Annotated in this window: 19 protein-coding genes; 14 read left to right on the top strand and 5 right to left on the bottom strand. The window is 61.2% G+C overall.

Annotated elements, in window-relative coordinates; genetic code table 11:
* Positions 1–46: 46 nt before the first annotated feature.
* From ERD78_RS17070 to ERD78_RS17060, 3 genes are read right to left on the bottom strand one after another with little or no spacing between them, the layout of a single operon-like run.
* Positions 47–814, bottom strand: a complete 768-nt coding sequence (locus ERD78_RS17070) for an SDR family NAD(P)-dependent oxidoreductase (RefSeq protein ID WP_371734625.1) — start codon at positions 812–814, stop codon at positions 47–49.
* A complete protein-coding gene (locus ERD78_RS17065; RefSeq protein ID WP_129970780.1) occupies positions 811–1,680 on the bottom strand; it encodes a sulfurtransferase in 870 nt (289 codons plus the stop codon). The genes ERD78_RS17070 and ERD78_RS17065 overlap by 4 nt, the downstream gene beginning before the upstream one ends.
* Positions 1,680–2,207, bottom strand: coding sequence for a GAF domain-containing protein (locus tag ERD78_RS17060; protein WP_129970778.1), 528 nt, complete (start codon positions 2,205–2,207; stop codon positions 1,680–1,682). Before ERD78_RS17060 ends, ERD78_RS17065 begins: the two co-directional genes overlap by 1 nt.
* Positions 2,208–2,353: 146 nt before the next feature.
* Here ERD78_RS17060 and ERD78_RS17055 point away from each other — a divergent pair, with 146 nt between their 5' ends.
* The 4 genes from ERD78_RS17055 (at position 2,354) to ERD78_RS17040 (ending at position 7,435) form a co-directional block, all read left to right on the top strand.
* A complete protein-coding gene (locus ERD78_RS17055; protein WP_129970775.1) occupies positions 2,354–3,073 on the top strand; it encodes a GntR family transcriptional regulator in 720 nt (239 codons plus the stop codon).
* A gap of 126 nt (positions 3,074–3,199) precedes the next feature.
* Complete coding sequence (locus ERD78_RS17050; RefSeq protein ID WP_129970773.1) at positions 3,200–4,174, top strand: Bug family tripartite tricarboxylate transporter substrate binding protein; 975 nt, start codon at positions 3,200–3,202, stop codon at positions 4,172–4,174.
* 3 nt (positions 4,175–4,177) lie between these two features.
* Entirely contained in the window at positions 4,178–5,722 is a 1,545-nt protein-coding gene (locus ERD78_RS17045) for a sulfatase (protein WP_129970771.1), read from the top strand.
* A 75-nt stretch (positions 5,723–5,797) separates the two neighbouring features.
* Positions 5,798–7,435, top strand: coding sequence for a GMC family oxidoreductase (locus ERD78_RS17040; RefSeq protein ID WP_129970769.1), 1,638 nt, complete (start codon positions 5,798–5,800; stop codon positions 7,433–7,435).
* 22 nt (positions 7,436–7,457) lie between these two features.
* On the opposite strand, the gene ERD78_RS17035 is transcribed toward ERD78_RS17040, so the two are convergent.
* A complete protein-coding gene (locus ERD78_RS17035) occupies positions 7,458–8,741 on the bottom strand; it encodes an MFS transporter (protein ID WP_129970767.1) in 1,284 nt (427 codons plus the stop codon).
* Positions 8,742–8,855: 114 nt separating this feature from the next.
* Here ERD78_RS17035 and ERD78_RS17030 point away from each other — a divergent pair, with 114 nt between their 5' ends.
* The 3 genes from ERD78_RS17030 (at position 8,856) to ERD78_RS17020 (ending at position 12,419) form a co-directional block, all read left to right on the top strand.
* Positions 8,856–9,623 (top strand): AraC family transcriptional regulator, encoded by a 768-nt coding sequence (locus tag ERD78_RS17030; RefSeq protein WP_129970765.1) that lies wholly within the window; start codon positions 8,856–8,858, stop codon positions 9,621–9,623.
* A 164-nt stretch (positions 9,624–9,787) separates the two neighbouring features.
* The gene (locus ERD78_RS17025; protein WP_167668974.1) at positions 9,788–10,819 is read left to right on the top strand and encodes an acyltransferase; all 1,032 of its coding nucleotides are present in this window, start codon (positions 9,788–9,790) and stop codon (positions 10,817–10,819) included.
* Positions 10,820–10,895: 76 nt separating this feature from the next.
* Complete coding sequence (locus ERD78_RS17020; RefSeq protein WP_129970761.1) at positions 10,896–12,419, top strand: class I adenylate-forming enzyme family protein; 1,524 nt, start codon at positions 10,896–10,898, stop codon at positions 12,417–12,419.
* Positions 12,420–12,486: 67 nt separating this feature from the next.
* Here ERD78_RS17020 and ERD78_RS17015 read toward each other — a convergent pair whose 3' ends face one another.
* Entirely contained in the window at positions 12,487–13,701 is a 1,215-nt protein-coding gene (locus ERD78_RS17015; RefSeq protein ID WP_129970759.1) for a trans-sulfuration enzyme family protein, read from the bottom strand.
* A gap of 137 nt (positions 13,702–13,838) precedes the next feature.
* Between ERD78_RS17015 and ERD78_RS17010 the strand changes: the two genes are divergently transcribed.
* From ERD78_RS17010 to ERD78_RS16980, 7 genes are all read left to right on the top strand, one after another.
* Positions 13,839–14,540 (top strand): GntR family transcriptional regulator, encoded by a 702-nt coding sequence (locus ERD78_RS17010; RefSeq protein ID WP_129970757.1) that lies wholly within the window; start codon positions 13,839–13,841, stop codon positions 14,538–14,540.
* 226 nt (positions 14,541–14,766) lie between these two features.
* Positions 14,767–15,909 (top strand): malonyl-CoA decarboxylase domain-containing protein, encoded by a 1,143-nt coding sequence (locus ERD78_RS17005; RefSeq protein ID WP_129971069.1) that lies wholly within the window; start codon positions 14,767–14,769, stop codon positions 15,907–15,909.
* On the top strand, positions 15,900–16,766 hold the full coding sequence (locus ERD78_RS17000; protein WP_129970755.1) for an enoyl-CoA hydratase/isomerase family protein: 867 nt from the start codon (positions 15,900–15,902) through the stop codon (positions 16,764–16,766). Before ERD78_RS17005 ends, ERD78_RS17000 begins: the two co-directional genes overlap by 10 nt.
* Positions 16,763–18,301: a malonate--CoA ligase gene (locus tag ERD78_RS16995; RefSeq protein WP_129970753.1), complete on the top strand. Its 1,539-nt coding sequence runs from the start codon at positions 16,763–16,765 to the stop codon at positions 18,299–18,301. Before ERD78_RS17000 ends, ERD78_RS16995 begins: the two co-directional genes overlap by 4 nt.
* Before the next feature lie 150 nt (positions 18,302–18,451).
* The gene (locus ERD78_RS16990) at positions 18,452–19,444 is read left to right on the top strand and encodes a TRAP transporter substrate-binding protein (RefSeq protein ID WP_129970751.1); all 993 of its coding nucleotides are present in this window, start codon (positions 18,452–18,454) and stop codon (positions 19,442–19,444) included.
* A gap of 135 nt (positions 19,445–19,579) precedes the next feature.
* Positions 19,580–20,071 (top strand): TRAP transporter small permease subunit, encoded by a 492-nt coding sequence (locus ERD78_RS16985; protein WP_129970749.1) that lies wholly within the window; start codon positions 19,580–19,582, stop codon positions 20,069–20,071.
* Complete coding sequence (locus ERD78_RS16980; RefSeq protein ID WP_129970746.1) at positions 20,068–21,384, top strand: TRAP transporter large permease; 1,317 nt, start codon at positions 20,068–20,070, stop codon at positions 21,382–21,384. The genes ERD78_RS16985 and ERD78_RS16980 overlap by 4 nt, the downstream gene beginning before the upstream one ends.
* The last annotated feature ends 53 nt before the right edge of the window (positions 21,385–21,437 follow it).

The following is a 21,437-nucleotide window of genomic DNA, read 5'->3' as shown; positions in this document are numbered from 1 at the left end:
TGCCATTTCGGACACGGCGCTGCTCAGGCTCTGCCGGCCGCGCCTGTCAGAGCGACGACTGCAAGTGGCCGCCGTCGACGACGATGGTGCTTCCCGTCATATACCGCGATGCATCGGATGCGAGCAACAGCAAGGGGCCATCCAGATCGCGAGCCTGTCCCAGCCTGCGCTGGGGGATGCGCTTGATCATTGCCTGTCCGGCTTCGCTGGAGAAAAATTCCCGGTTCATGTCAGTTTCGATGTAGCCGGGTGCCAACGCGTTGACGCGGATGTCATGCCTTGCCCATTCCAGCGCCAGCGCCTTCACCATCTGCTCGACGCCCGCCTTGGATACGGCGTAGCTGACCACGCCGCCTGCGACCCGATGCCCAAGTATGGACGAAATAACGATGACCGAACCGGGCTTGCCTGCGGCAACCAGCCTGCGCGTCCCCTCATTGGCCACCAGCCAGGCGCCTTTCAGATTCACGTTGACGACTTGATCCCAGTCGCTATCCGACATGGACAGCGATGGCTTGGTCGCCGCGTGGCCCGCGTTGCAGACCACTATGTCGACGACGCCGAAAGCGTCCTGCGCCGCATCGAAACAGGCATGCACGGAATCCGCGTCGCTGACATCCGACGATATCGCCAGCGCCTCTATGCCGTCCTCCTCGCCAAGCCGCCGGGCAAGATCTTGCAATGGATCAAGGCGGCGGCCGGTCAGCACCACCTTGGCTCCGGCGCGACCCAGGGTTCTGGAAAAATGCGCGCCCAGGCCGCCGGCGGCGCCCGTCACCAGCGCCACACGGCCGCGCAGATTGAGGGGCGTCACGATGCGGTTTCCTGGCCAGTCGCTACGGGCGCATCGGGCTGCTGGCTCCATTCGCTCCAGGAGCCGGGATACAGCGCCGCGCCACCCAGGCCCGCTATCTCCATGGCCAGCAGGTTGTGGCAGGCAGTGACGCCGGAGCCGCACTGATGGACAACTTCGCCGGGCTTACGCTCGCCGAGCAGGGCGGAAAACGCGTCGCGTAATGCTTCGGGAGACTTGAAATGGCCTTTGTCGTCCAGATTGTTCATGAAGAAGTGATTGCGCGCGCCCGGGATATGGCCGGCCTTGGCGTCCATGGTTTCGTTGCGGCCCGCGTAGCGGTCGGCATTGCGTGCATCGATGACCAGGCGTTCGCTGCTTTCCAGGTTGGCGCGTACATAGGCGTAGTCGACGGTTGCGGCAAGAGGCGCACGCAGACTGAAGCTGCCGCCAGCCGCCTGAGCCGGATCGCCGGCCTCGGTGGGCAGTCCGGCGGCCTTCCATGCAGCCAGGCCGCCATCAAGCACCTGGCGGGCGGCATGGCCTGCCCATCCCAGCATCCACCACAGCCTCGCGGCATACATGCTGCCGGCGTTATCGTAGGCGACAATGTGCGTGTCGTTGCGCGCGCCAAGGCGGGCCATGCATTGTGCGAAGGCCTGGGCGTCGGGCAGCGGATGGCGGCCGTTGCGCCCCGTCCTGGGGGCGCTCAGATCGTCTTCCAGGTGCACATACCGTGCTCCGGGAATGTGCTCGGCCTCAAAGGCGCGCCGCCCTGCGGCGGGATCGGCAAGGTCAAAGCTGCAATCCAGCACCAGGACATTGCCATCGGCCGCTTTTTGGATGGCGAGAAGTGACTGTGGTTGAATCAACGGGGACTTGCTCATCAGATGCTCCGGGAAACGTCATTGATCATGGCAGGCCTGCGCTCCAGGCTGCCCAGGAAACATGCGCAAAGGGCCTCCATGCCGTGCCGATCTTCTTCGTCGAAGCGCTCGGTGACGAAACTGTCGCAGTCCCAGACGCCAAGCAGGCTGCCGTCCTCCTTGATCAGCGGCACCACGATTTCCGATAATGAGGCTGCGTCGCAGGCGATATGGCCCGCGAAGGCGTTGACATCGGCGACGACCTGGGTCTGGCGGGTCTGCGCGGCGGTGCCGCAGACGCCGGCGCCCAGGCCGATACGCACGCAGGCGGGCTTGCCCTGGAAGGGGCCTACAACCAGCTCCCGTCCGTCGAACAGATAGAAACCCGCCCAGTTCAGCTTGGGCAGGCTGTTGAATATCAAGGCGCTGAAATTGGCGGCATTGGCGATCATGTCATGTTCGCCGTGAAGCAGGCCCTGGGCCTGCATTAAAAGTTCGGCATAATGCTGCTGCTTGCTGTCGTATTCCTGCGTGATGGTATGAAACATCGAAGGTTTCCTGTGTTCGTGATGCCGCGGCCAGCGTGGTCTGTATACTGGCTGGTAAATAAGATAATACTAATACGTCCGGCGCAAAACCTGGGCGGATCTGTTTTTGTGACGCCCGGTGCGTCATTGCTGTCGGGCGTGATCCAATGAAATCCAAGATCCTGGATAGCCGGGTACCTCTATATCTGCAACTGGCCGAACTCATGCGCCAGCGTATCATCCGCGGAGAGTGGCCGCAGGGCTGCAGGCTGCCGACGCTGGAGCAGTTGCTCAAGGAATTCGGTGTGGCGCGCGTGACGGTACGCCAGGCAATTGACATGTTGGCTCGCCAGGGCCTGGTATCGCGCCAGCAGGGGCGTGGCACTTTTGTTACGCACCAGCCTGCCAGCGATCGCTGGATCAACGTCGTCACCACGCTGGATGAACTGGCCAAGGTCTATCACGACACGCAGCCAACTATCGTCAATATCGACGAATCCACGCGCCTGCCCCCCCTGCGGCCAGGCGAGGGGGTGGTTCGGGCGCGCTACGTGTTCATGCGGCGCATACATGCCCGCGATGGCAATCCCTATTGCATTATCAGCATCTATATGGACGATGATCTCTTCCGACGAAATCCGGAGGGGTTCCGCAACCATACCGTCATCCCTCTGCTGGCATCAATGCGGGTGGTCGCTGATGCACACCAGACATTGACCATAGGCACGGCGGACATCGAGGTGGCGCGCTGTCTCGGGCTGTCCATCAATGCGCCGGTGGCGGAAGTGCGGCGCATCTTCCGCAATGCGGCGGGTGAGGTTATTTATCTGGCCGAAGTCACGTATCGGGGCGACGCCATTCACGTGGAGATGGATTTGAAGCCATAGGCGGCGTTTTGCTGTGTGGCTTGCGCAGCGTCGACTTTCTAGTTGCTAAAGATATAACGTATGGCTTATAATACCAATTATAAAAACAGGTTGTAGCCTCAGCCATCATTCAGGAGCGAGACACTCATGTTCAAGAAATCCATTCCCCTGGCCGCAGCGTTGGCGGCATCGTGCGCCCTATTAAGCGGGCCTGTTCAGGCGGCCGGTTATCCCGCCCAGCCTGTTCGTGTTGTGGTGCCATGGCCGGCCGGCGGCCTGGTAGACCTGTTGGCGCGGTCGGTGGCGGACAAAGCGCAGGCCAGCCTCGGCGTTCCAATGATTGTCGAGAACAAGCCTGGCGCAGGCGGTGCGATCGGCGCCGGCGAGGTGGCGCGTGCGGCACCCGATGGCTACACCGTCATGCTGACCACCAGTGCCATGAACATGAACGCCGCCATCCGCAAGGGCCTGACCTACGATGTGGAGAAGTCGTTTGTTCCCATTGCCGTGGCGGCCTATACATCGTTGATCTTGGTAACCAGCCCGAATGGGCCCGATTCGGTACAAGCGCTGATAGACCAGGCCAGGAAGCAGCCGGGCAAGCTGACCTATGCGTCCGCGGGCGTTGGTACGCCAGGCCATTTTGCCGGAGAGATGCTGAAGTCGGCACAGCATATCGATGTGGTGCATGTGCCATACAAGGGCGGGCCGCCAGCGATGGTGGATCAGATATCCGGAAGGGTGGATTATCACTTTGCCAATGCAGTCGTGGCGCTGCCGCAGATCAAGGACGGCAAGATCAAGGCGCTCGCGGTTGCCAGCGCGCATCGCGTGCCGCAATTGCCTGACGTGCCCACAATGGCCGAGGCGGGAGTTCAGGGCTTCGACCTGGATCAATGGCTGGGTTACCTGGCGCCGGCGGGCACACCGCCGGAGGTCGTCAAGACCCTGCATGACGCGATCACCGCTGCGGCACAGGACAAGAGCCTGCAAGCTTCGCTGGTCAAGAATGGCATGCGTGCCGCCGAGCCGATGTCGCCAGATGCATTCAAGACATATCTGCACGACGATTATGCAAAATGGAAATCGGTGGCCAAGGCATCCGATATCCACTTGGATTGAGCCATGCGCACAGTTTTCCTGTTGTTCGATTCGCTGGTGCGTGGGGCACTGGAGTGCTATGGCGGCACATCCGTGCATACGCCCAACTTCAAGCGTTTTGCCGAGCGGGCCGTCACATTCGACAATCATTTTGCTGGCAGCCTGCCGTGCATGCCCGCGCGGCGCGACATGCATACCGGCCGGCTGAATTTCCTGCATCGCAGCTGGGGGCCTTTGGAGCCTTTCGACCAGTCTTTTTCCGAGCTGCTGCGCGCGGCGGGCACCTACACGCACCTGGTATCCGACCATTATCATTATTGGGAGGATGGCGGCGCTACTTACCATAACCGTTATTCTTCCTGGGAGTTTATTCGCGGGCAGGAGTGGGACAAATGGAAGGCCATGGTAGAACCGCCCCTCGAACGGTTCAAAACCATGTATCACGCGATGCAGCAGCCCCAAGGCGGGCAGGACGGGCGCGTACAGGCCATGGTGAACCGTGAGTTTATGCGGGAAGAAAGCGACTTCTGCTGCCCGCGTTCTTTTGACGCCGCTTTCGAGTTTCTGGACCGGAACCGCGGCGCGAAGGACTGGCTGCTGCATCTGGAATGCTTCGATCCGCACGAGCCCTTTTTTGCACCAGCACGCTTCAGGGAACGGTATCCCACTGGATATACGGGCCCCATCCTGGACTGGCCGCGCTACAAGCGGCTGGAAGAACATGACCTGGAAGTGCGGGAACTGCGCGCGAACTACGCCGCGTTGTTGAGCATGTGCGATTTTTATCTGGGCCGTTTTCTTGACTACATGGACAGGCATGATCTCTGGCGGGACACGGCGGTTATTCTGACTACCGATCATGGCTTTCTCTTGGCCGAACACGATTGGTGGGGCAAGAACCGCATGCCTTTCTACAACGAGATCGCGCACATCCCGCTGATGGTGCATCATCCCGATTTCGCCAGCCAGGCCGGCAGCCGACGCAGTGCGCTGACCCAGACCATGGATATCATGCCCACGCTGCTGGACTTGCATGGCGTGCAGGCGCCAGAGACGGTGCGCGGTCATTCTTTGCTGCCCGTGCTTGAGCAGGACAAGTCCTCGCGGGAGGCCGCCGTGTTCGGTATGTTCGGCGCGGGCACCAATATCACCGACGGCCGCTATACCTATTTCCGCTATCCCGAGGACATGACGCGCCAAATGTTGTATGAATATACGCTCATGCCCATGCATTTGAAGAGCCTGTTTCATGTCGACGAGCTGCGCGGCGCGCAACTGGTCGAGCCCTTTGGCTTCACGCAAGGCGTGCCGTTGCTGAAAGTACCCGCGCGACGCAACGTGAAGGGACAGCCAACTGGGCATCAGGGACAGGGTGGCGGCTACGAGGATACGACCACCGTACTGTACGACCTGAAATCCGATTATGCGCAGCAGCATCCATTTCGTGATGAGGACATAGAGCGGCGCTTGCTGGGCGCGATGGCGGACATCATGTGCGCCCATGAGGCGCCGCCGGAGGCCTTCACACGACTGGGCTTGGCCGTCCCGGATGGCGGGGGGCACGGCTGACGTCATGCGATATGGCCGCAGGCGTTTTGGCGTCGTGGCCGCCTCGATACAGGCAAGGGACACGCGAGCAAACTCATGGCCACTCTTGAACATTACGACTACATCATCATAGGCGCGGGCTCGGCCGGCTGTTTGCTGGCCAACCGCCTGAGCGCGAATTCAGCCTGCCGCGTACTGCTGCTGGAGTCGGGAGGCGCCCAGCATCATTTCTGGATACGGCTTCCCGTGGGATACTTCCGCACCATTTATGACACGCGCTTTTCCTGGCAATTTCCCACACGACCGCAGCCAGAAACCGGAAATCGCGAGATTGTCTGGCCGCGTGGCCGAGGCCTGGGAGGCTCAAGCGCGATCAATGGCCTACTCTACATTCGCGGCCAACATGCTGATTTCGATGATTGGGCGCGCAGCGGCGCCAGCGGCTGGAGCTATCGCGAGGTGCTGCCGTATTTCCGCAAGTCGGAATGTTATCAAGGCGGTGCCAGCGAATACCATGGCGCTCAGGGCGAACTATGCGTGTCCGATCTGCGCAACGACCATCCCTGCTGCGAAGCGTGGGTTCAGGCAGCGCTGGAGGCGGGGCATCCGCCTTCTCCCGATTTCAATGGCGAGCACGATTGCGGCATCGGTGCCTATCAACTGACACTGCGCGGACACTGGCGCTGCGATGCGGCCACGGCTTTTCTGCGGCCGGTGCGTGAGCGGCCGAATCTGAAGATATGCACGGGCGCTCATGTGTCGCGTATCGTCATCGAGAATGGCCGGGCTTGCGGCGTGATGTGGACGCAAGACGGCACGGTGCACCGGGCGAACGCCGATGCCGAGGTCATACTCGCCGCTGGAGCCATCCAGTCGCCGCAGTTACTGCAATTGTCCGGCGTTGGCCCCGCCGCGTTGCTGCGCGAGCACGGCATTGCCGTTCACAGGGATGCGCCGGAAGTGGGCGCGAATCTGCAGGATCACTACCAGGCCCGGGTCATCGTCAAGCTGCGCCGCAAGATGTCGCTGAACGACGACGTGCGCAATCCGTTCAGTCTTGCGAAGATGGGGGCGCAGTGGCTGTTCGGCCAGCGCGGACCGCTGACGGTGGGGGCGGGGCAGGTTGGCGGCATGGTGTGCAGTGCGCACGCGCGCAACGGCAGGGCTGACGTGTTGCTGAATGTCATGCCGCTGTCGGTGGATAAGCCAGGCGACCCCTTGCATGCATTTTCAGGGTTTTCGGCCTCGGCCACGCAATGCCGTCCCGCGTCGCGCGGCACCGTGCGCATAACGGGCAGCGATCCGCACACGGCGCCCGAGATCGTTACCAACTATCTCACCGAGCGCGAAGACATCGATGCCCTGGTCTCGGGACTGGAGGTGCTGCGCGACATCTACGCGCAACCATCGTTCCGTACCCTGACCACAGACGAGGAATACTTGCCCGGCAACACCGTGAACGGCCGTGCCGCGCTTGAGCAATTTGCCCGCAACAAAGGCGGCACAGTGTTTCATGCCAGTGGCACCTGCCGCATGGGCAGCGATGAGCGCGCCGTAGTCGATCCTGCGCTACGCGTACAGGGTGTGGACGGGCTGCGCGTCATTGATGCATCGGTCATGCCCGCCATGGTGTCCACCAATACCAACGCCGCCACCATCATGATCGCCGAAAAAGGCGCGGACCTGATTCTGCATGGAGATGCCCAGGCGTCAGGCCAGGCGCAAACCCGTTGAACTTCGCACAGGCGCAGTGCTGTCAATGCCCGCGAACGGCTCGCTTGCGCTCCGGCAAGAGAAAGGCCACGATGCCCAGCAGAGGCAGGAAGCTGCAGATCTTGTAGACGAATTCGATGCTGGTGGCGTCGGCCAGATTGCCTAGCGCTGCCGCGCCAATGCCGCCCATGCCGAATGCCAGCCCGAAGAACAAACCTGAAATGGTGCCGGTCTTGCCCGGCACCAGTTCCTGCGCGTAGACCAGGATGGCGGAGAAGGCCGAGGCGATGACCAGTCCAATGACAAAGACCAAGACGATGGTCCATGGCAGGTTGGCGTATGGCAGTATCAGTGCAAAGGGGGCAGCGCCTAGAATGGACCCCCAGATCACCCGCTTGCGCCCGATGCGATCACCCACCGGGCCGCCAACCACAGTGCCCACTGCGACGGCAAACAGAAAAACGAACAGGCAGTACTGGGCATTCTGTATCGAGATATCGAACCGGTGCATGAGGTAGAAAGTGAGATAGCTATTGAGGCCGGCCAAATAGAAATACTTGGAAAACACCAGCACCAGCAGCAGGCTCAGCGCAATGCCGACCTGCCGGCGGCTCAAGCCGGTTTCAATACGGGAGAGGCTTTTGCGGCCGCGCACGCTGGTCAGGTGGAAGGAATACCAGCGGCTGACCCGCAAGAGAACCAACATGCCGGTCAGCGCCGCCAACGAAAACCATGCCACGCTGCCCTGGCCCAGGGGCACGATGATCAGGGCCGCCAGCAATGGTCCCAGCGACGAACCCAGATTGCCGCCGACCTGAAATATGGATTGCGCCAGGCCGTGCTGGCCCGCGGACGCCAGGCGCGCCACGCGCGAGGATTCGGGGTGGAACACGGACGAACCCATCCCGATCAGTGCCGCGGCCATCACGACGCTGGCGAAGCTCCATGCCTGGGACAGCAGCAGCAGGCCAAGAAAGGTGAATCCCATGCCGATAGGCAGCGAATAGGGCTTGGGCCGCTTGTCGGTGAAGGCGCCAATGGCGGGCTGCAGCAGCGACGCGGAAAACTGGAAGGCCAGGGTGATCACGCCGATCTGGGCGAAGCTCAGGGAGAGATTGCCCTTGAGGACGGGGTAAAGCGCCAGCAGGACCGACTGCATCATGTCGTTGAGCAAGTGGGTGAAGCTGATGGCGCCCAGCACCTTGTACGCCACGCCCTCTTTTTTTTCGGCGGCGGCCGGTGTCGCCGGGTTGGGACTGATAAGGACTTCTCCGTCGGGCGAGGCTGGAGGAATATCTGGCGTGGCGATCACACTTGCCTGGTTCATTTCTTGCACACCTGTTTCAGGGAAAGCCGGGATTGTTTAAATAAAAATATAGGCTTAAAGGGTATGACTGTCATTAGAATATAGGACATTCATTGTCGAATTTCGGCCAGGGCCATGTTCCACAGAATCGATCTGCTTGAAAACACAGACCGCGATATCGTTGCAGTCGAGTCCGATTATCCCGACGGCCACATCGTGGCCAGCCATAGGCATGCACGCGTGCAACTTCTGTATGCCACGCGCGGCATCCTGCAACTGGAAACACAGGTAGGCAGCTGGATAGTGCCTCCGGGTTTCGCACTGTGGATACCCGCAGGAGTAATGCACCAGTTGCGCACTTCCCGGGTGACGACGCGCAGCCTGTATTTCCGGCCTGTGGCCATGCCGCAAAACACGCCGGAATGCCAGGTGATCGAGGTGTCGCCGCTGCTGCGCGAGTTGATCAACGAAGCCATGCGCGTGCCGGTGCTGTACGACACCCAGGGACGGGATGGGGCGCTCATGCGGGCATTATTGCTCGAGGCCTGCAGCCTGCCCGCCGCGCCGCTGCACTTACCCATGCCCCGCGATCCGCAACTGGCGGCGCTGTGTCACGCTTTTCTGCGCAATCCGACCCAGGCTGCGACGCCTGGCGCGTGGGCACGGGCCTTGCATGTGGGAGAGCGCACCTTCTACCGGCGGTTTGTGGCTGCCACGGGCCTGCGCTTTATCGAGTGGCGGCGTCAGGCCTGTGTGTTCGTGGCCATCTCGCGCCTTTCCCAGGGCCAGGCTGTCACGCGCATTGCACTGGACATGGGCTACGAGAGTCCGTCTTCCTTCTCGGCCATGTTTCGCCGGACGACAGGCAGGGCCCCCACTGCCTACGGCCGGGTTGCCGCGTGATATTTAGGCGGCTCGGCATTTACCCTCCGCAACACTTGGAAATAGCCGCAAGCACACCCGCTGGGCGTTCGTGTTACCTATGAAGGAGAGATGAAAAACGCACGGCGCCGCCCGCGCATCTCAGATTCATGCCGGGCAGGGCGTCATCGGAGTATTGGCTTTTTATGCAGACAGGAGGACACAGGTTCAGTGCGGCCATGGACATGGCGCGGGTGGTGGCGTGCTTCATGGTGGTATTGCTGCATGTCGCGGCGCTGAATTTCCATTCGTTCGATGGACAATGGTGGGCAAGCAATTTCTACGATTCGCTGACGCGAAGCTGCGTGCCGCTGTTTCTGATGATTACCGGTGTGCTGCTGCTGGGCAGGCAGGAGCCCCTGCCCGCCTTCTTGCGCAAGCGCTTTCTGCGCATATTGCCGCCGCTGTTGTTCTGGTCGCTTTTCTACATGACATGGAATACATTCCAGGGCGAACACTACGGGCCATGGTACGACTGGCTGCGCACGCTGGCCAATGGGCCGGTCACATTTCATCTCTGGTATCTGTACGCCATTGTCGGCATATATTTGTTTGTGCCTTTCCTGCGCAAGATCTGGCATGCGACCGGGCCCGTGGAAAAGAAGACCTATCTGGCATTGTGGGCGCTGGTATCCGCCTGGCCTACAGTCAAGACGCTTGCCGGCATCGACACCGATCTGCTTGAGGTCTATGGCGTTGGCTCCTTCTTCGGGCTTGTGGGCTATCTATTCCTCGGTGCCTATGTGCGGGAGCTCTATATGCGGCAGCGGGACCGGCGCCGCTACTGGCTGGTCAATGTCATGTTGTTTGCCCTGTTCAGCAGCCTGACCATGCTGGCTACCTATGCCTACTCCCGCCATAGTGGCGAGCCCGATCCGCTTTTCTATGACTATCTGTCTCCCTTTGTGCTGGCATCCTCGTTCTGCGCCTTCAACGTGCTTTATGGCCTGGGTACTCGCGTGGTGGAGTATGCGGGCCCGCTGAAGCAGCTGTCCGCGTGTACCTTGGGCGTATATTGCATCCATATTTTCATATTGCAGCGCCTGGACGATGCCACGCCGCTAATGGATGCGGACAACTGGTGGTCGATACCCGTCATGGCAGTGTGTGTCTTCCTGCTGTCCATGGCGGCCATCATGGCGCTGCGGCGCTTCAGGCCTTTCGAGTATGTGACCTGAGCAGTCCTGCCATCGAGGCGCTGGACTTTTCATGGGCGGCGGTACACCATAACGGGCAGTAAAGCCGAGGAGACCTATGAATATTGCACACTGGCTGCATGCCCGCGCCTTGTCCACACCCGCGGCGCCCGCTCTGTTTACGGGCACCAAACTGGAGGCTGATTACCGCTGCTTCGCCGCGCGCGCCTGCGCACTGGCGCGCCATCTTGAAACAGCGCATGGCCTGAAGCAGGGCGACCGGGTGGCGCTGTATCTGCCGAATCGGGCTGACTACCTCATCCTTATGTACGCGGTGTGGTGGCTGGGTGGCGTTATTGTGCCGATCAACTACAAGCTGCATGCGCGCGAGGCTGCCTGGATAGCAACCAATGCGCGCGCCGCGCTGTTGTTCTCCGACGGTGGCGCAGCCCTGGCGCAGCAGCGCCTGCCCGATGGATGCCGGGAGCTCGGGCTGGACAGCGGCAGCGTCGAGGCCATTCTGTCCGGCGACCATAGCGAGCCATTGGTCGCCCCCCGCGCCTTGCAGGATGATGCGCTGGCATGGCTGTTTTATACGTCCGGCACAACCGGCCGCCCCAAAGGCGTCATGCTCTCGCATGGAAATCTGATGGCGATGTCGCTGTGCTATCCGCTGGATGTCGATGACGTGCATTCGCGCGACGCGGCGCTCTACGCGGCGCCCATGTCGCACGGTGCGGGTCTGTACAACTTCGTGTTCGTGCGTTGCGGCGCCAGGCATGTGGTGCCGTGCTCACGCGGTTTCGATAGTGCTGAGATTCTTTCCCTGGCAGCGGAGCTCGAGAACGTGTCGATGTTTGCGGCACCCACCATGCTCAAGCGCATGGTTCGGCAGGTACAGTCCGACGGCGGGGGCGCGGGCGGCATTCGCACCGTCGTGCTGGGTGGCGGACCCCTGTATGCGGCCGATCTCATTGAGGCGCTGGATGTCATGGGGCCGAAGTTCGCCCAGATTTATGGGCAGGGTGAAAGCCCGATGACCATCACCGCCATGCGGCGCGAGGCCATCGCGGACCGGAGTCAGCCTGATTGGGTGCACAGGATAGCCTCGGTTGGCACGGCGCAATCGTGCATGGAGGTGCGCGTCGTGGATGCGGATCTGCGGGACATGCCGGTGGGAGAGTGCGGCGAAGTCGTGACGCGCGGGACAGCGGTGATGCAAGGCTATTGGGAGAACCCTTCCGCGACTGCTCAAACCCTGGTCGATGGGTGGTTGCGCACCGGTGATATCGGCTTTCTGAATGCGGATGGCTTCCTGACGCTTACAGACCGCTCCAAGGACGTCATCATTTCAGGAGGCACCAATATCTATCCGCGTGAGGTCGAGGAGGTGCTGGCCCGCCATCCCGATGTATTCGAGACGGCCGTGGTGGGTGCGCCTCATCCGGAATGGGGCGAGGAGGTGGTGGCTTTCGTGGTGGCGCGTGCGGGCCGCACCCTGGATGCCGCGGCGCTTGAAGCATGGTGCCGCGACGAGATCGCTTCATTCAAGAAGCCGCGTCGCTATGTATGGTGCGACGAGCTGCCGAAGAACAGCTATGGAAAAGTGTTGAAAACGGCATTGCGCGAGCAGGCGGGCTGATCCGCCATATCCCGCCTGGCTGCGGCCCGGCAGCGCTTTGGGGCGCACGGCCGTGTTGCCGGCGTATTCAGGCTATTGCCGCCAAAGCAGTTGCCAGGTCGGCCTTGAGGTCGTCTATGTGCTCCACGCCCACCGACATGCGCACGAAATTCGGCTCTATCCCGGCCGACTGCATCTGCGCTTCGGTCATGGTGCCGGCCCACATGGCAGCCGTATGAACAATGAGGGTTTCCACGCCGCCCAGACTCACGGCATGTGTGGCCAGCTTCAACGACGATACAAATTGGCTGGTGGCTTCGAAGCCGCCTTTTATGGAAAAGGCTATGACCGCGCCGTAGCCTTTCATCTGGCGGCGGGCCAGATTGTGCTGCGAATGGCTGGGCAGGCCGGGATAAAAGACACGGTCGATGGCGGGCTGGGTTTCCAGCCATTCCGCCACGGCCTGAGCATTCGCATTGATGCGCTCCATGCGCAGAGGCAGCGTACGCAGGCCGCGCAACAGCAGCCATGCATCCATGGGCGACAACACAGACCCAAGCGTGACATGCATGGGCCAGATGCGCTCGGCCAGTGCCTGACTGCAGCACACGGCTCCGGCCATCAGGTCATGGTGCCCGCCGAAGTACTTGGTCGCGCTGTGTACGACAATATCAATGCCCAACTCGTGGGGGCGCTGGTTCAGCGGCGAGGCAAAGGTATTGTCGGCGACCGTGATGATGCCGCGCGGCCGCGCCAGATCCGCAACAGCCTTCAGGTCGGTGAGGGAAAGCGTCGGGTTGACTGGTGTTTCCACCATGATCAGCCGTGTTTCAGACCTGATGGCGGCGGCGAAGGCCTCGTTGTCGGTCTGGTCCACCAGCGTGCAGGTCACGCCGAATCGCGGCAGCACTTCCTCGAACAGCTTCGAGGTGCTCATGTAGTGGCGTTGCTGGGCGATAACGTGATCGCCGCGTTCGACCAGGGACAGGATGGTGGTGCTGATGGCGCCCATGCCGGAGCCCATCAATAATGCGGTTTCAGTTTGTTCGAGCTCGGCGAGAATGGCTTCCACATGCTTGTGTACGGGATTGCCGTAGCGATTATAGAAGCCCGGGTGGCGCGGGGTATTGGCCATGTCCGCAAACTCGGCCGCGCTGCGGGCGCGATAGGTGGCACTGTAATGAATGGGCGGGACGACAGACGCGTCGGCGTTCAGCGCCGCATCGCCGTGCAGCACGGTGGTTTCGTCATGCCAGTTGAATGGTTCATTTGAAGGCAGGCCGGCTGAATCGGCGACTTTCATCGAATGCTCCGCAAGAGAGTGATGGCACGGCGGGCCGCCGTGCGAAGACTCTCATCATACCCTCGCCGCCCTCTGGCATTATCCATAATTATGAATTATGATGAGTTCAGGCGTTCAGGCAGCCGCAAGGAGGCGTCATGGCACAACGCATCATTCAACAGGTCCTCTACCAGCAGGTGGCCGATCGCCTGCGTGCCATGATCCAGTCCGGCGAGCTTCAGGCGGGCGCCTGGATAGACGAGAGCCAACTGACCAGCGAGCTAGGGATTTCCCGCACACCTTTGCGCGAGGCGCTCAAGGTTCTGGTGGCCGAAGGCCTGCTGCGGCTCGAGCCGCGCAGGGGCTGCTTTGTGAATCAGCTGTCGGTTCGCGATCTGGACGACATCTTCCCGCTCATGGCAATGCTCGAGGGACGCTGTGCGTTCGAGGCCGCCCGCAAGGTCACCGACGAGGATCTGCGCCGCCTGGAGCCCCTGCATCAGCGTCTGCAGGAGCACGCGAAGCTGGGCGACATCGATCAATACTATGCCAGCAACGCGGTTATCCACGAGGCCGTTCAGGCCCTGGCCGACAATCGCTGGCTTTCCGATCTCATCGACAACTTGCGCAAGCTGCTCAGCCTTTCGCGTCATCGCAGCCTCGTCGTGCCCGGACGCATTGCCGATTCCTGCGCCGAGCACATGGCGATATTCGCCGCGCTGAAAGCGCGCGATCCCGAAGGCGCGGAGGCGCTCACGCGCAAGCATCTCATGCGGCAGCTTGATGCCCTGCACATCCTGGCTGCACAAGATGAGTGCGACACTACCGAGCGCGCCGCCGCGCTCACTGCGGGAGATTGACATGACAGCGACTCAGACCGATCCGCCGCGCGCCGCCAAGGCGGCCGCAGATGCTCAGGCAGGAGAGGCGAAGAATAAAAGCGCGCCAGCCGTGCTTGTGCCTGGGGCGCGGGACGGCGGCACAGTTGACGTCGCAGTGGCGCCCGAAGCCCCGCAGGGCTTGATTGCGCGCCTTGGCCGCTGGCTGGAGCGGGATCACATTCCCAATGCGGCCGATGTGCGGCCGCTGTTCGCGGCCCGACTGACCGATGTGGCCGCCAACAGGCTGGCCCAGCAGTGGGGCGCGCGCTACATCGGCGCATCCGACAAGGATCGTCGCGCCATGGTGGGTAGCCTGGCCCAGGCCAGCGCGGCCCTTGAACCCAGGCAAGACCAAGGCTTGCGTTTTTTCAGACGGCTGTATGCCCAGGCCGACAATCTGCGTCTGTTGGTGGATCTGCGCGCCGATCTTTTGCGTTGGCGCAAACAGGTATCGGGCCTGACGGTGCTCGAACACGAGCTCGAAGGCCTGCTGTCCAGCTGGTTTGATGTCGGCATGCTGGAATTGCGCCCCATCAATTGGGACTCGCCAGCGTCGCTGCTGGAAAAGCTCATCCAATACGAAGCCGTCCATGAAATACATTCATGGGAGGAGCTGCGGCACCGTGTGGCCGAGGACAGGCGGTGCTACGCCTTTTTTCATCCTCGCATGAGCGATGTGCCGCTCATCTTTGTCGAGGTGGCATTCGCGCCGCAGATGGCCGGCAACGTACAGCTGCTGCTTGATCCACATGTGCCGTCCGATCCTCCCCAGAAGGCGCGCTGGGCCATCTTCTACTCCATCTCCAATACGCAGCCCGGCCTGCGCGGCATAAGTTTCGGCAACTTCTTGCTCAAGCGCGTCATTGATGAACTGCTGCGCGAGTTGCCGCGCCTGAAGTCTTTTGCCACGCTTTCCCCCATACCGGGTTTTGCCGACTGGCTGGGCAAGCAGGATGGCAAGGCCTTGCATGCACTGCTGCACGACAAGACCGAGCGCCAGCAGGCCCAGGATGATCCGGAGGCGGGCGCCAAATGGGTACAGCGTCTGCGTGACGCCGCAGCGGGACAGGCCAGTGACACGGTGCAGCGCAATGGCCTGCGCCTGGCGCTGCACTATCTGAAATCCATGAAGAACGGTCAGCCACTGGATCCTGTGGCCCGATTTCACCTGGGCAACGGTGCCCGCATCGAGCGCCTGAACTGGGGGGCCGATTGTTCAGCCAAGGGGATGGCGCAGTCTTGCGGCATCATGGCCAATTATTTGTATGAGTTGGACCAGCTTGACGATAACCTCGCTCAACTTGCCGAAGGCAAGCCCAAACTGGGATTGAATTTGAGATGGCTTTGAACGCACACGGACAGGCGCCCGATGCCCAGCCTCAAGGCGGCGCGCGCGCGCGGCGGCAGGGGGAATCGCCAGCGGGGCCGGGGCAGGTGCTCCTGTCGCGCGAGGGACGCGTGGCCACCGTGACATTGAGTCACCCCGGGCGGCTTAATGCCATCAGCGTTGCCATGTGGCGGGAGCTGGGCCGCGTCTTCGCAACACTGTCCGACGACGACAGCCTGCGTTGCGTTGTCCTGAAAGGACAGGACGGCAACTTTGCCGCGGGCGCCGATATCAGCGAATTTCCGCGCGAGCGCGGCAATCTTGAGAGCGTGCTGCACTATCACACGCAAATCATTGCGCCGTCCCTGGCGGCTGTGGGCCAGTGCATACATCCGGTTATTGCGTGCATAGAAGGTGTTTGCGTGGGCGGCGGCCTGGAACTGGCCAGCCAGTGCGACTTGCGCATTGCTGAGGCTTCTTCGCGCTTTGGCGTTCCCATCAACCGCCTGGGTTTTCCCATGGCACCCGATGAAATGCGTGGATTGCTGGCCTTGGCGGGCAGAGCCGTGACGATGGAAATCCTGTTGGAAGGCCGCGTATTCAATGCGGCCGAAGCCATGGCCAAGGGTTTGCTGACACGCGTCGTGCCGGATGGCGAGGCGGCTGGCGACGCCGCGCGTGTAGCGCGGAGGCTGGAACATGGAGCACCGCTGGCCGCACGCATCAATAAACGCACTGCCGCGCGCCTTGTTTCAGACGCCCGGTCGCTGGATCACAATGAGCTCGCAGGCTTTTTCAGCTATGCAGACAGCCGCGATCACCGGGAAGGCGTCGAGGCATTTCTGGCCGGCCGCGCGCCGGTATTCACTGGAGAATGAACTTGGAAGGCAATGCCAATCTGTATGCCCTGCTGTCGTCGGGCTTTCCTTCGGACAAGTCGAAGACGGCCATCGAGACGCCGGACAGGAGCTACAGCTACGCAGACATCGACGACATGAGCGCGCGCCTGGCTGCGCTGCTGCGGGCGCTCGATGTGCCTGATGGCGCCCGGGTGGCCGTGCAGGTGGAAAAATCGCCAGAGGCGCTTATGCTTTACCTTGCCACGATACGTGCAGGCCTGGTGTATCTGCCGCTCAATACTGCGTATCGTTCGGCAGAAGTGGCGTATTTTCTCACCGATGCCGAGCCATCAATCGTGGTGTGCGACAGCGCCAATCTGGCCTGGGTGTCAGAACTGGCCCAGAAGGCCGGTACGCCGCATGTGTACACGCTGGATGCCGACGGCAGCGGCAGCCTGGCCGTGGCGGCCGCCAGCCAGGAGCCAGACTTCCCGACCGCATCGAACCGGCCCGAGGACCTGGCCGCAATTCTGTATACCTCCGGCACCACCGGGCGCAGCAAAGGGGCCATGCTATCCCACGGCAATCTGGGCTCCAACGCGCAGGTGCTGAATACATATTGGGGGTGGCGCCAGAACGACGTGCTGCTGCACATGCTGCCCATCTTTCATGTACACGGCCTTTTTGTGGCGTCGCATGGCGCTCTGCTGGCCGGCGCCACAATGATCTGGCTGCCTCGGCTGAATATCGACCAGGCGCTGTCTTATCTGCCGCGCAGCTCGGTGATGATGGGCGTGCCCACCTATTATGTTCGCTTGCTGGCCGACAAGCGCTTCAGCCGCGAGGTGTGCGCCAATATGCGGCTGTTTATTTCGGGATCCGCGCCGCTGCTGGCCGAGACTTTCGATGCCTTCCGTGAGCGTAGCGGGCACACCATACTCGAAAGGTATGGCATGAGCGAAACCATCATGCTGACATCCAACCCTTATGATCCGAATGAGGGGCCGCGCCTGCGCGGTACGGTGGGCAAGCCGCTGCCGGGCGTATCCCTGCGCGTGGTGGATGATGAGGGCGGGGCGGTGGCGCCCGGCGGCGTCGGCAATGTGCAGGTGCGCGGACCAAATGTATTTTCAGGCTATTGGCGCATGCCCGAGAAGACTCGCCAGGAATTCACCGGCGACGGCTGGTTCCGAACTGGCGATCTGGGCCAGCTTGGCGGCCAGGGCATTCCGGATACTTACCTTACGATTGTGGGCCGCAGCAAGGATCTCATCATCTCCGGCGGCTACAACGTCTATCCGAAAGAGGTGGAACTGGTCATCGATGAAATGCCGGGCGTGAACGAATCGGCGGTCATCGGTGTGCCACACCCCGATTTCGGCGAAGCCGTCGTTGCGGTTGTTGTGCCGCGTGAAGGAGAAACGCTGGATGGCGATGCCATCATTGCACAACTCAAGCAGAGCCTGGCCAACTACAAGGTGCCCAAGCGTGTGCATTTTACCGATCAGCTTGTGCGCAACACCATGGGCAAGGTGCAGAAGAACGTATTGCGCGAGCGCTACAAGGCGTTGTAGACATCGCGGGGGAGTGGCGGCGCCTTGCTGCGCCGCCAGAACGTAGTGGGTATCGCGGATGGACAAGGAGGAAAATCCACGGGGAAAACAGGGCGGCCTGGCCGCGAACGCAGCATAAGTTTTTATTTTTATAAGTTCAGGAGACAGACTATGCAAAACGTATTTCGCTATGCAGCCCTGGCTGCCGTACTGGCCGTTGCGGGGACAGCCTCGGCCGAGACCACACTGCGTGCTTCTCACCAGTTTCCGGGAGGGCAGGGCGACCCGCGCGATGAAATGGTGCAGATCATCGCCCGAGAGGTGGCCAAGGCCGATGTGGGCCTGAAAATTCAGGTGTTCCCTGGCTCGTCGCTCTACAAGGCCACCGAGCAATGGGGTGCCATTACGCGCGGCCAACTGGACATGGCCGCGTTCCCGCTGGATTATGCATCGGGTCGCGTGCCGCAGTTCTCCGCCACGCTTATGCCTGGCCTGGTTCGCAACTACGACCATGCCGAACGGTTGAACAAGTCGCCCTTCATGCAGGACATCAAGAAGCTTGTAGAGGACAAGGGCGCCATAGTTATTGCCGATGCCTGGCTGGCAGGCGGCTTTGCCTCCAAGAAGGAATGCATCACCAGCCCGGATACGATCAAGGGCCAGGTGATACGCGCGGCGGGCCCCGCCTTCGAAAAGATGCTGGCCGCGGCGGGCGCCTCCATATCCTCCATGCCGTCCTCGGAAATTTACACCGCCATGCAGACTGGCGTACTGGATGCGACAAATACATCGAACTCGAGCTTTGTCTCCTATCGCATCTACGAGCAGGTCAAGTGCCTGACCGCGCCTGGCGAGAATGCGCTGTGGTTCATGTATGAGCCGGTCATCATGTCCAAAAAAGTCTATGACGGCCTTGAACCCAAACAGCAGGAAGCCATCATGGCGGCTGCGAAGAAGGCGGAAGCATACTTTGACGCGGAATCACGCAAGGGCGAGCAGAAGATGGTCGACATCTTCAAGAAAGCTGGCGTGGAGGTGGTGACCATGTCCGCCGACGACTATGCCGCCTGGATGAAGGTCGCCGAGGATTCCTCATACAAGGACTTTGCCGAGAACGTGAAAGGCGGCAAGAAGCTTTTGGACGAGGCGCTGGCAGTCAAGTAGGTTGCGCGCAGGGGCGGCGCCGGCAACGAGGGGCACGCCTTTCCCGGCCCGCATGCCCCTGTCGTCGTGCGTTTTCCCCCGCATTCCTCTTTCTCGCACTCAGCTCCATGTTGCGGACCTGAACAAGGATCTTCTATGTCATTACGACGCTTTGTCGTTTGCGTTGATACGCTGTCGCGCGCCTGCGGTGTGCTATCGGCCTTGCTGCTGACCTTTGCAATGGTGGTCGTATGCGAAATGATCATCATGCGATATATATTGCGCGCGGCCACCATCTGGCAGACCGAGGCGGTGGTCTTCAGTGCCACGGCGGCCATTTTTCTCGGGGCACCCTATGTCTTGCTGGTGAAGGGGCATGTGGGCGTGGATGTCATACAGCTTTTGGTCAAACCGCTGACCCGTTATCGCATGGAATGGGTGGGGTCGGTCTGCGGCCTGGTGTTTTGCGTTGTGATGACTATTGCAACGGGCATCCATCTCTATGAGGCCATCGACGGGGGTTGGACCACCCCAAGCGTGGCCGCCTATCCGCTCTGGATACCACTGACGCCTGTACTGGTCGGGCTGGCCCTTCTGAGCTTGCAGTACATCGTTGAAATGATCAAGCTCAAGGGAGCGCATCCATGACCCCCACGACTGCAGGCATCTCCATCATTGTCGGCTTGTGCCTTTTGCTGGGTACAGGCATGCCCATTGCGTTTGCCCTCGGCCTGGCCGCCATTACCGGCTTGTTTCTCGATATGGGGCCCGACGTAATCTACGTCATTACCGAAACCATGTTTGCGGGTATTGCCAATCTGGCATATGTGGCAATACCCATGTTTGTGCTCATGGGTGCCATCGTGGCAGGCACGCCGGCAGGGGGCGATCTGTACAAGGCCCTGGACCGGTGGCTTTACAAGGTGCCGGGTGGACTCGTGCTGTCCAATATCGGTGCATGCGCCATCTTCTCGGGGATGACCGGATCCAGTCCTGCCACCTGCGCTGCCATTGGAAAAATGGGCATACCCGAGATGACCAAGCGCGGATACCCGAACACGGTAGCGACCGGATCGATTGCGGCCGGCGGAACGCTGGGCATCCTCATACCACCCTCCGTCACCATGATTGTCTACGGCATTTCCACCCAGACATCCATTGGGCGTTTGTTCCTGGCGGGCGTGCTGCCCGGCATCATGCTTACGGCCATGTTCATGGCCTGGGCTCTTTTTGACGCGCGGCGCAAGGGCTTTCGCTTCAAGGTGGGCTCGCTGAGTTATTCGCTGAAAGAAAAATTGGCGACGCTGCCGCGAGTGCTGCCGCTGCTGCTGATCATTACCGGCATGCTCTTCGTGCTGTATGGCGGCGTGGCAACGCCGTCGGAGGCCGCGGGCGCGGGTGCACTGCTGACACTGGTCGTTGTGGTGCTGGTGTACAGGCTGTTTCGCATTCGCGATTTCACGGGCATATTCGGCTCGGCGATGCGTGAAAGCGTAATGATCATGATGATCATGGCGTCGGCCGAGTTGTTTGCCTTCGCGCTGTCATCGCTCTACATCACGCAGTCGCTTGCGGCGACGATCGCTTCCTTGCAGATCAGCCCCTGGGCGCTCATGGCCATCATCAATGTATTCCTGCTGGTGGCGGGCATGTTCCTGCCTCCTGTTGCGATCATTGTCATGGCCGCGCCGCTGCTGTTTCCCATCATCACGCAAGCGGGGTTCGATCCGTACTGGTTCGCAGTGGTGCTGACCATCAATATGGAGATAGGCCTGATCACGCCTCCGGTGGGCCTGAACTTGTTCGTGCTCAATTCCATTGCGCCGGATGTGCCGACCAAGGACATATTGTGGGGCGCATTGCCCTATGTGCTGGTGATGCTGTTCGCCATTGTTCTGTTGTGCATTTTCCCGCAGATTGTGACGATATTGCCGGAGCTGGTCATGGGGCCGGCCATTTAGGTGCGCTTGCCGGCCCTGCGCAAGGCGTTCGGTCTTGTTTGGGCGGGCATCGG

Source organism: Allopusillimonas soli (assembly GCF_004153445.1).
Classification (GTDB): Bacteria; Pseudomonadota; Gammaproteobacteria; order Burkholderiales; family Burkholderiaceae_B; genus Allopusillimonas; species Allopusillimonas soli.
This window is presented reverse-complemented; position numbering and strand designations above follow the sequence as displayed.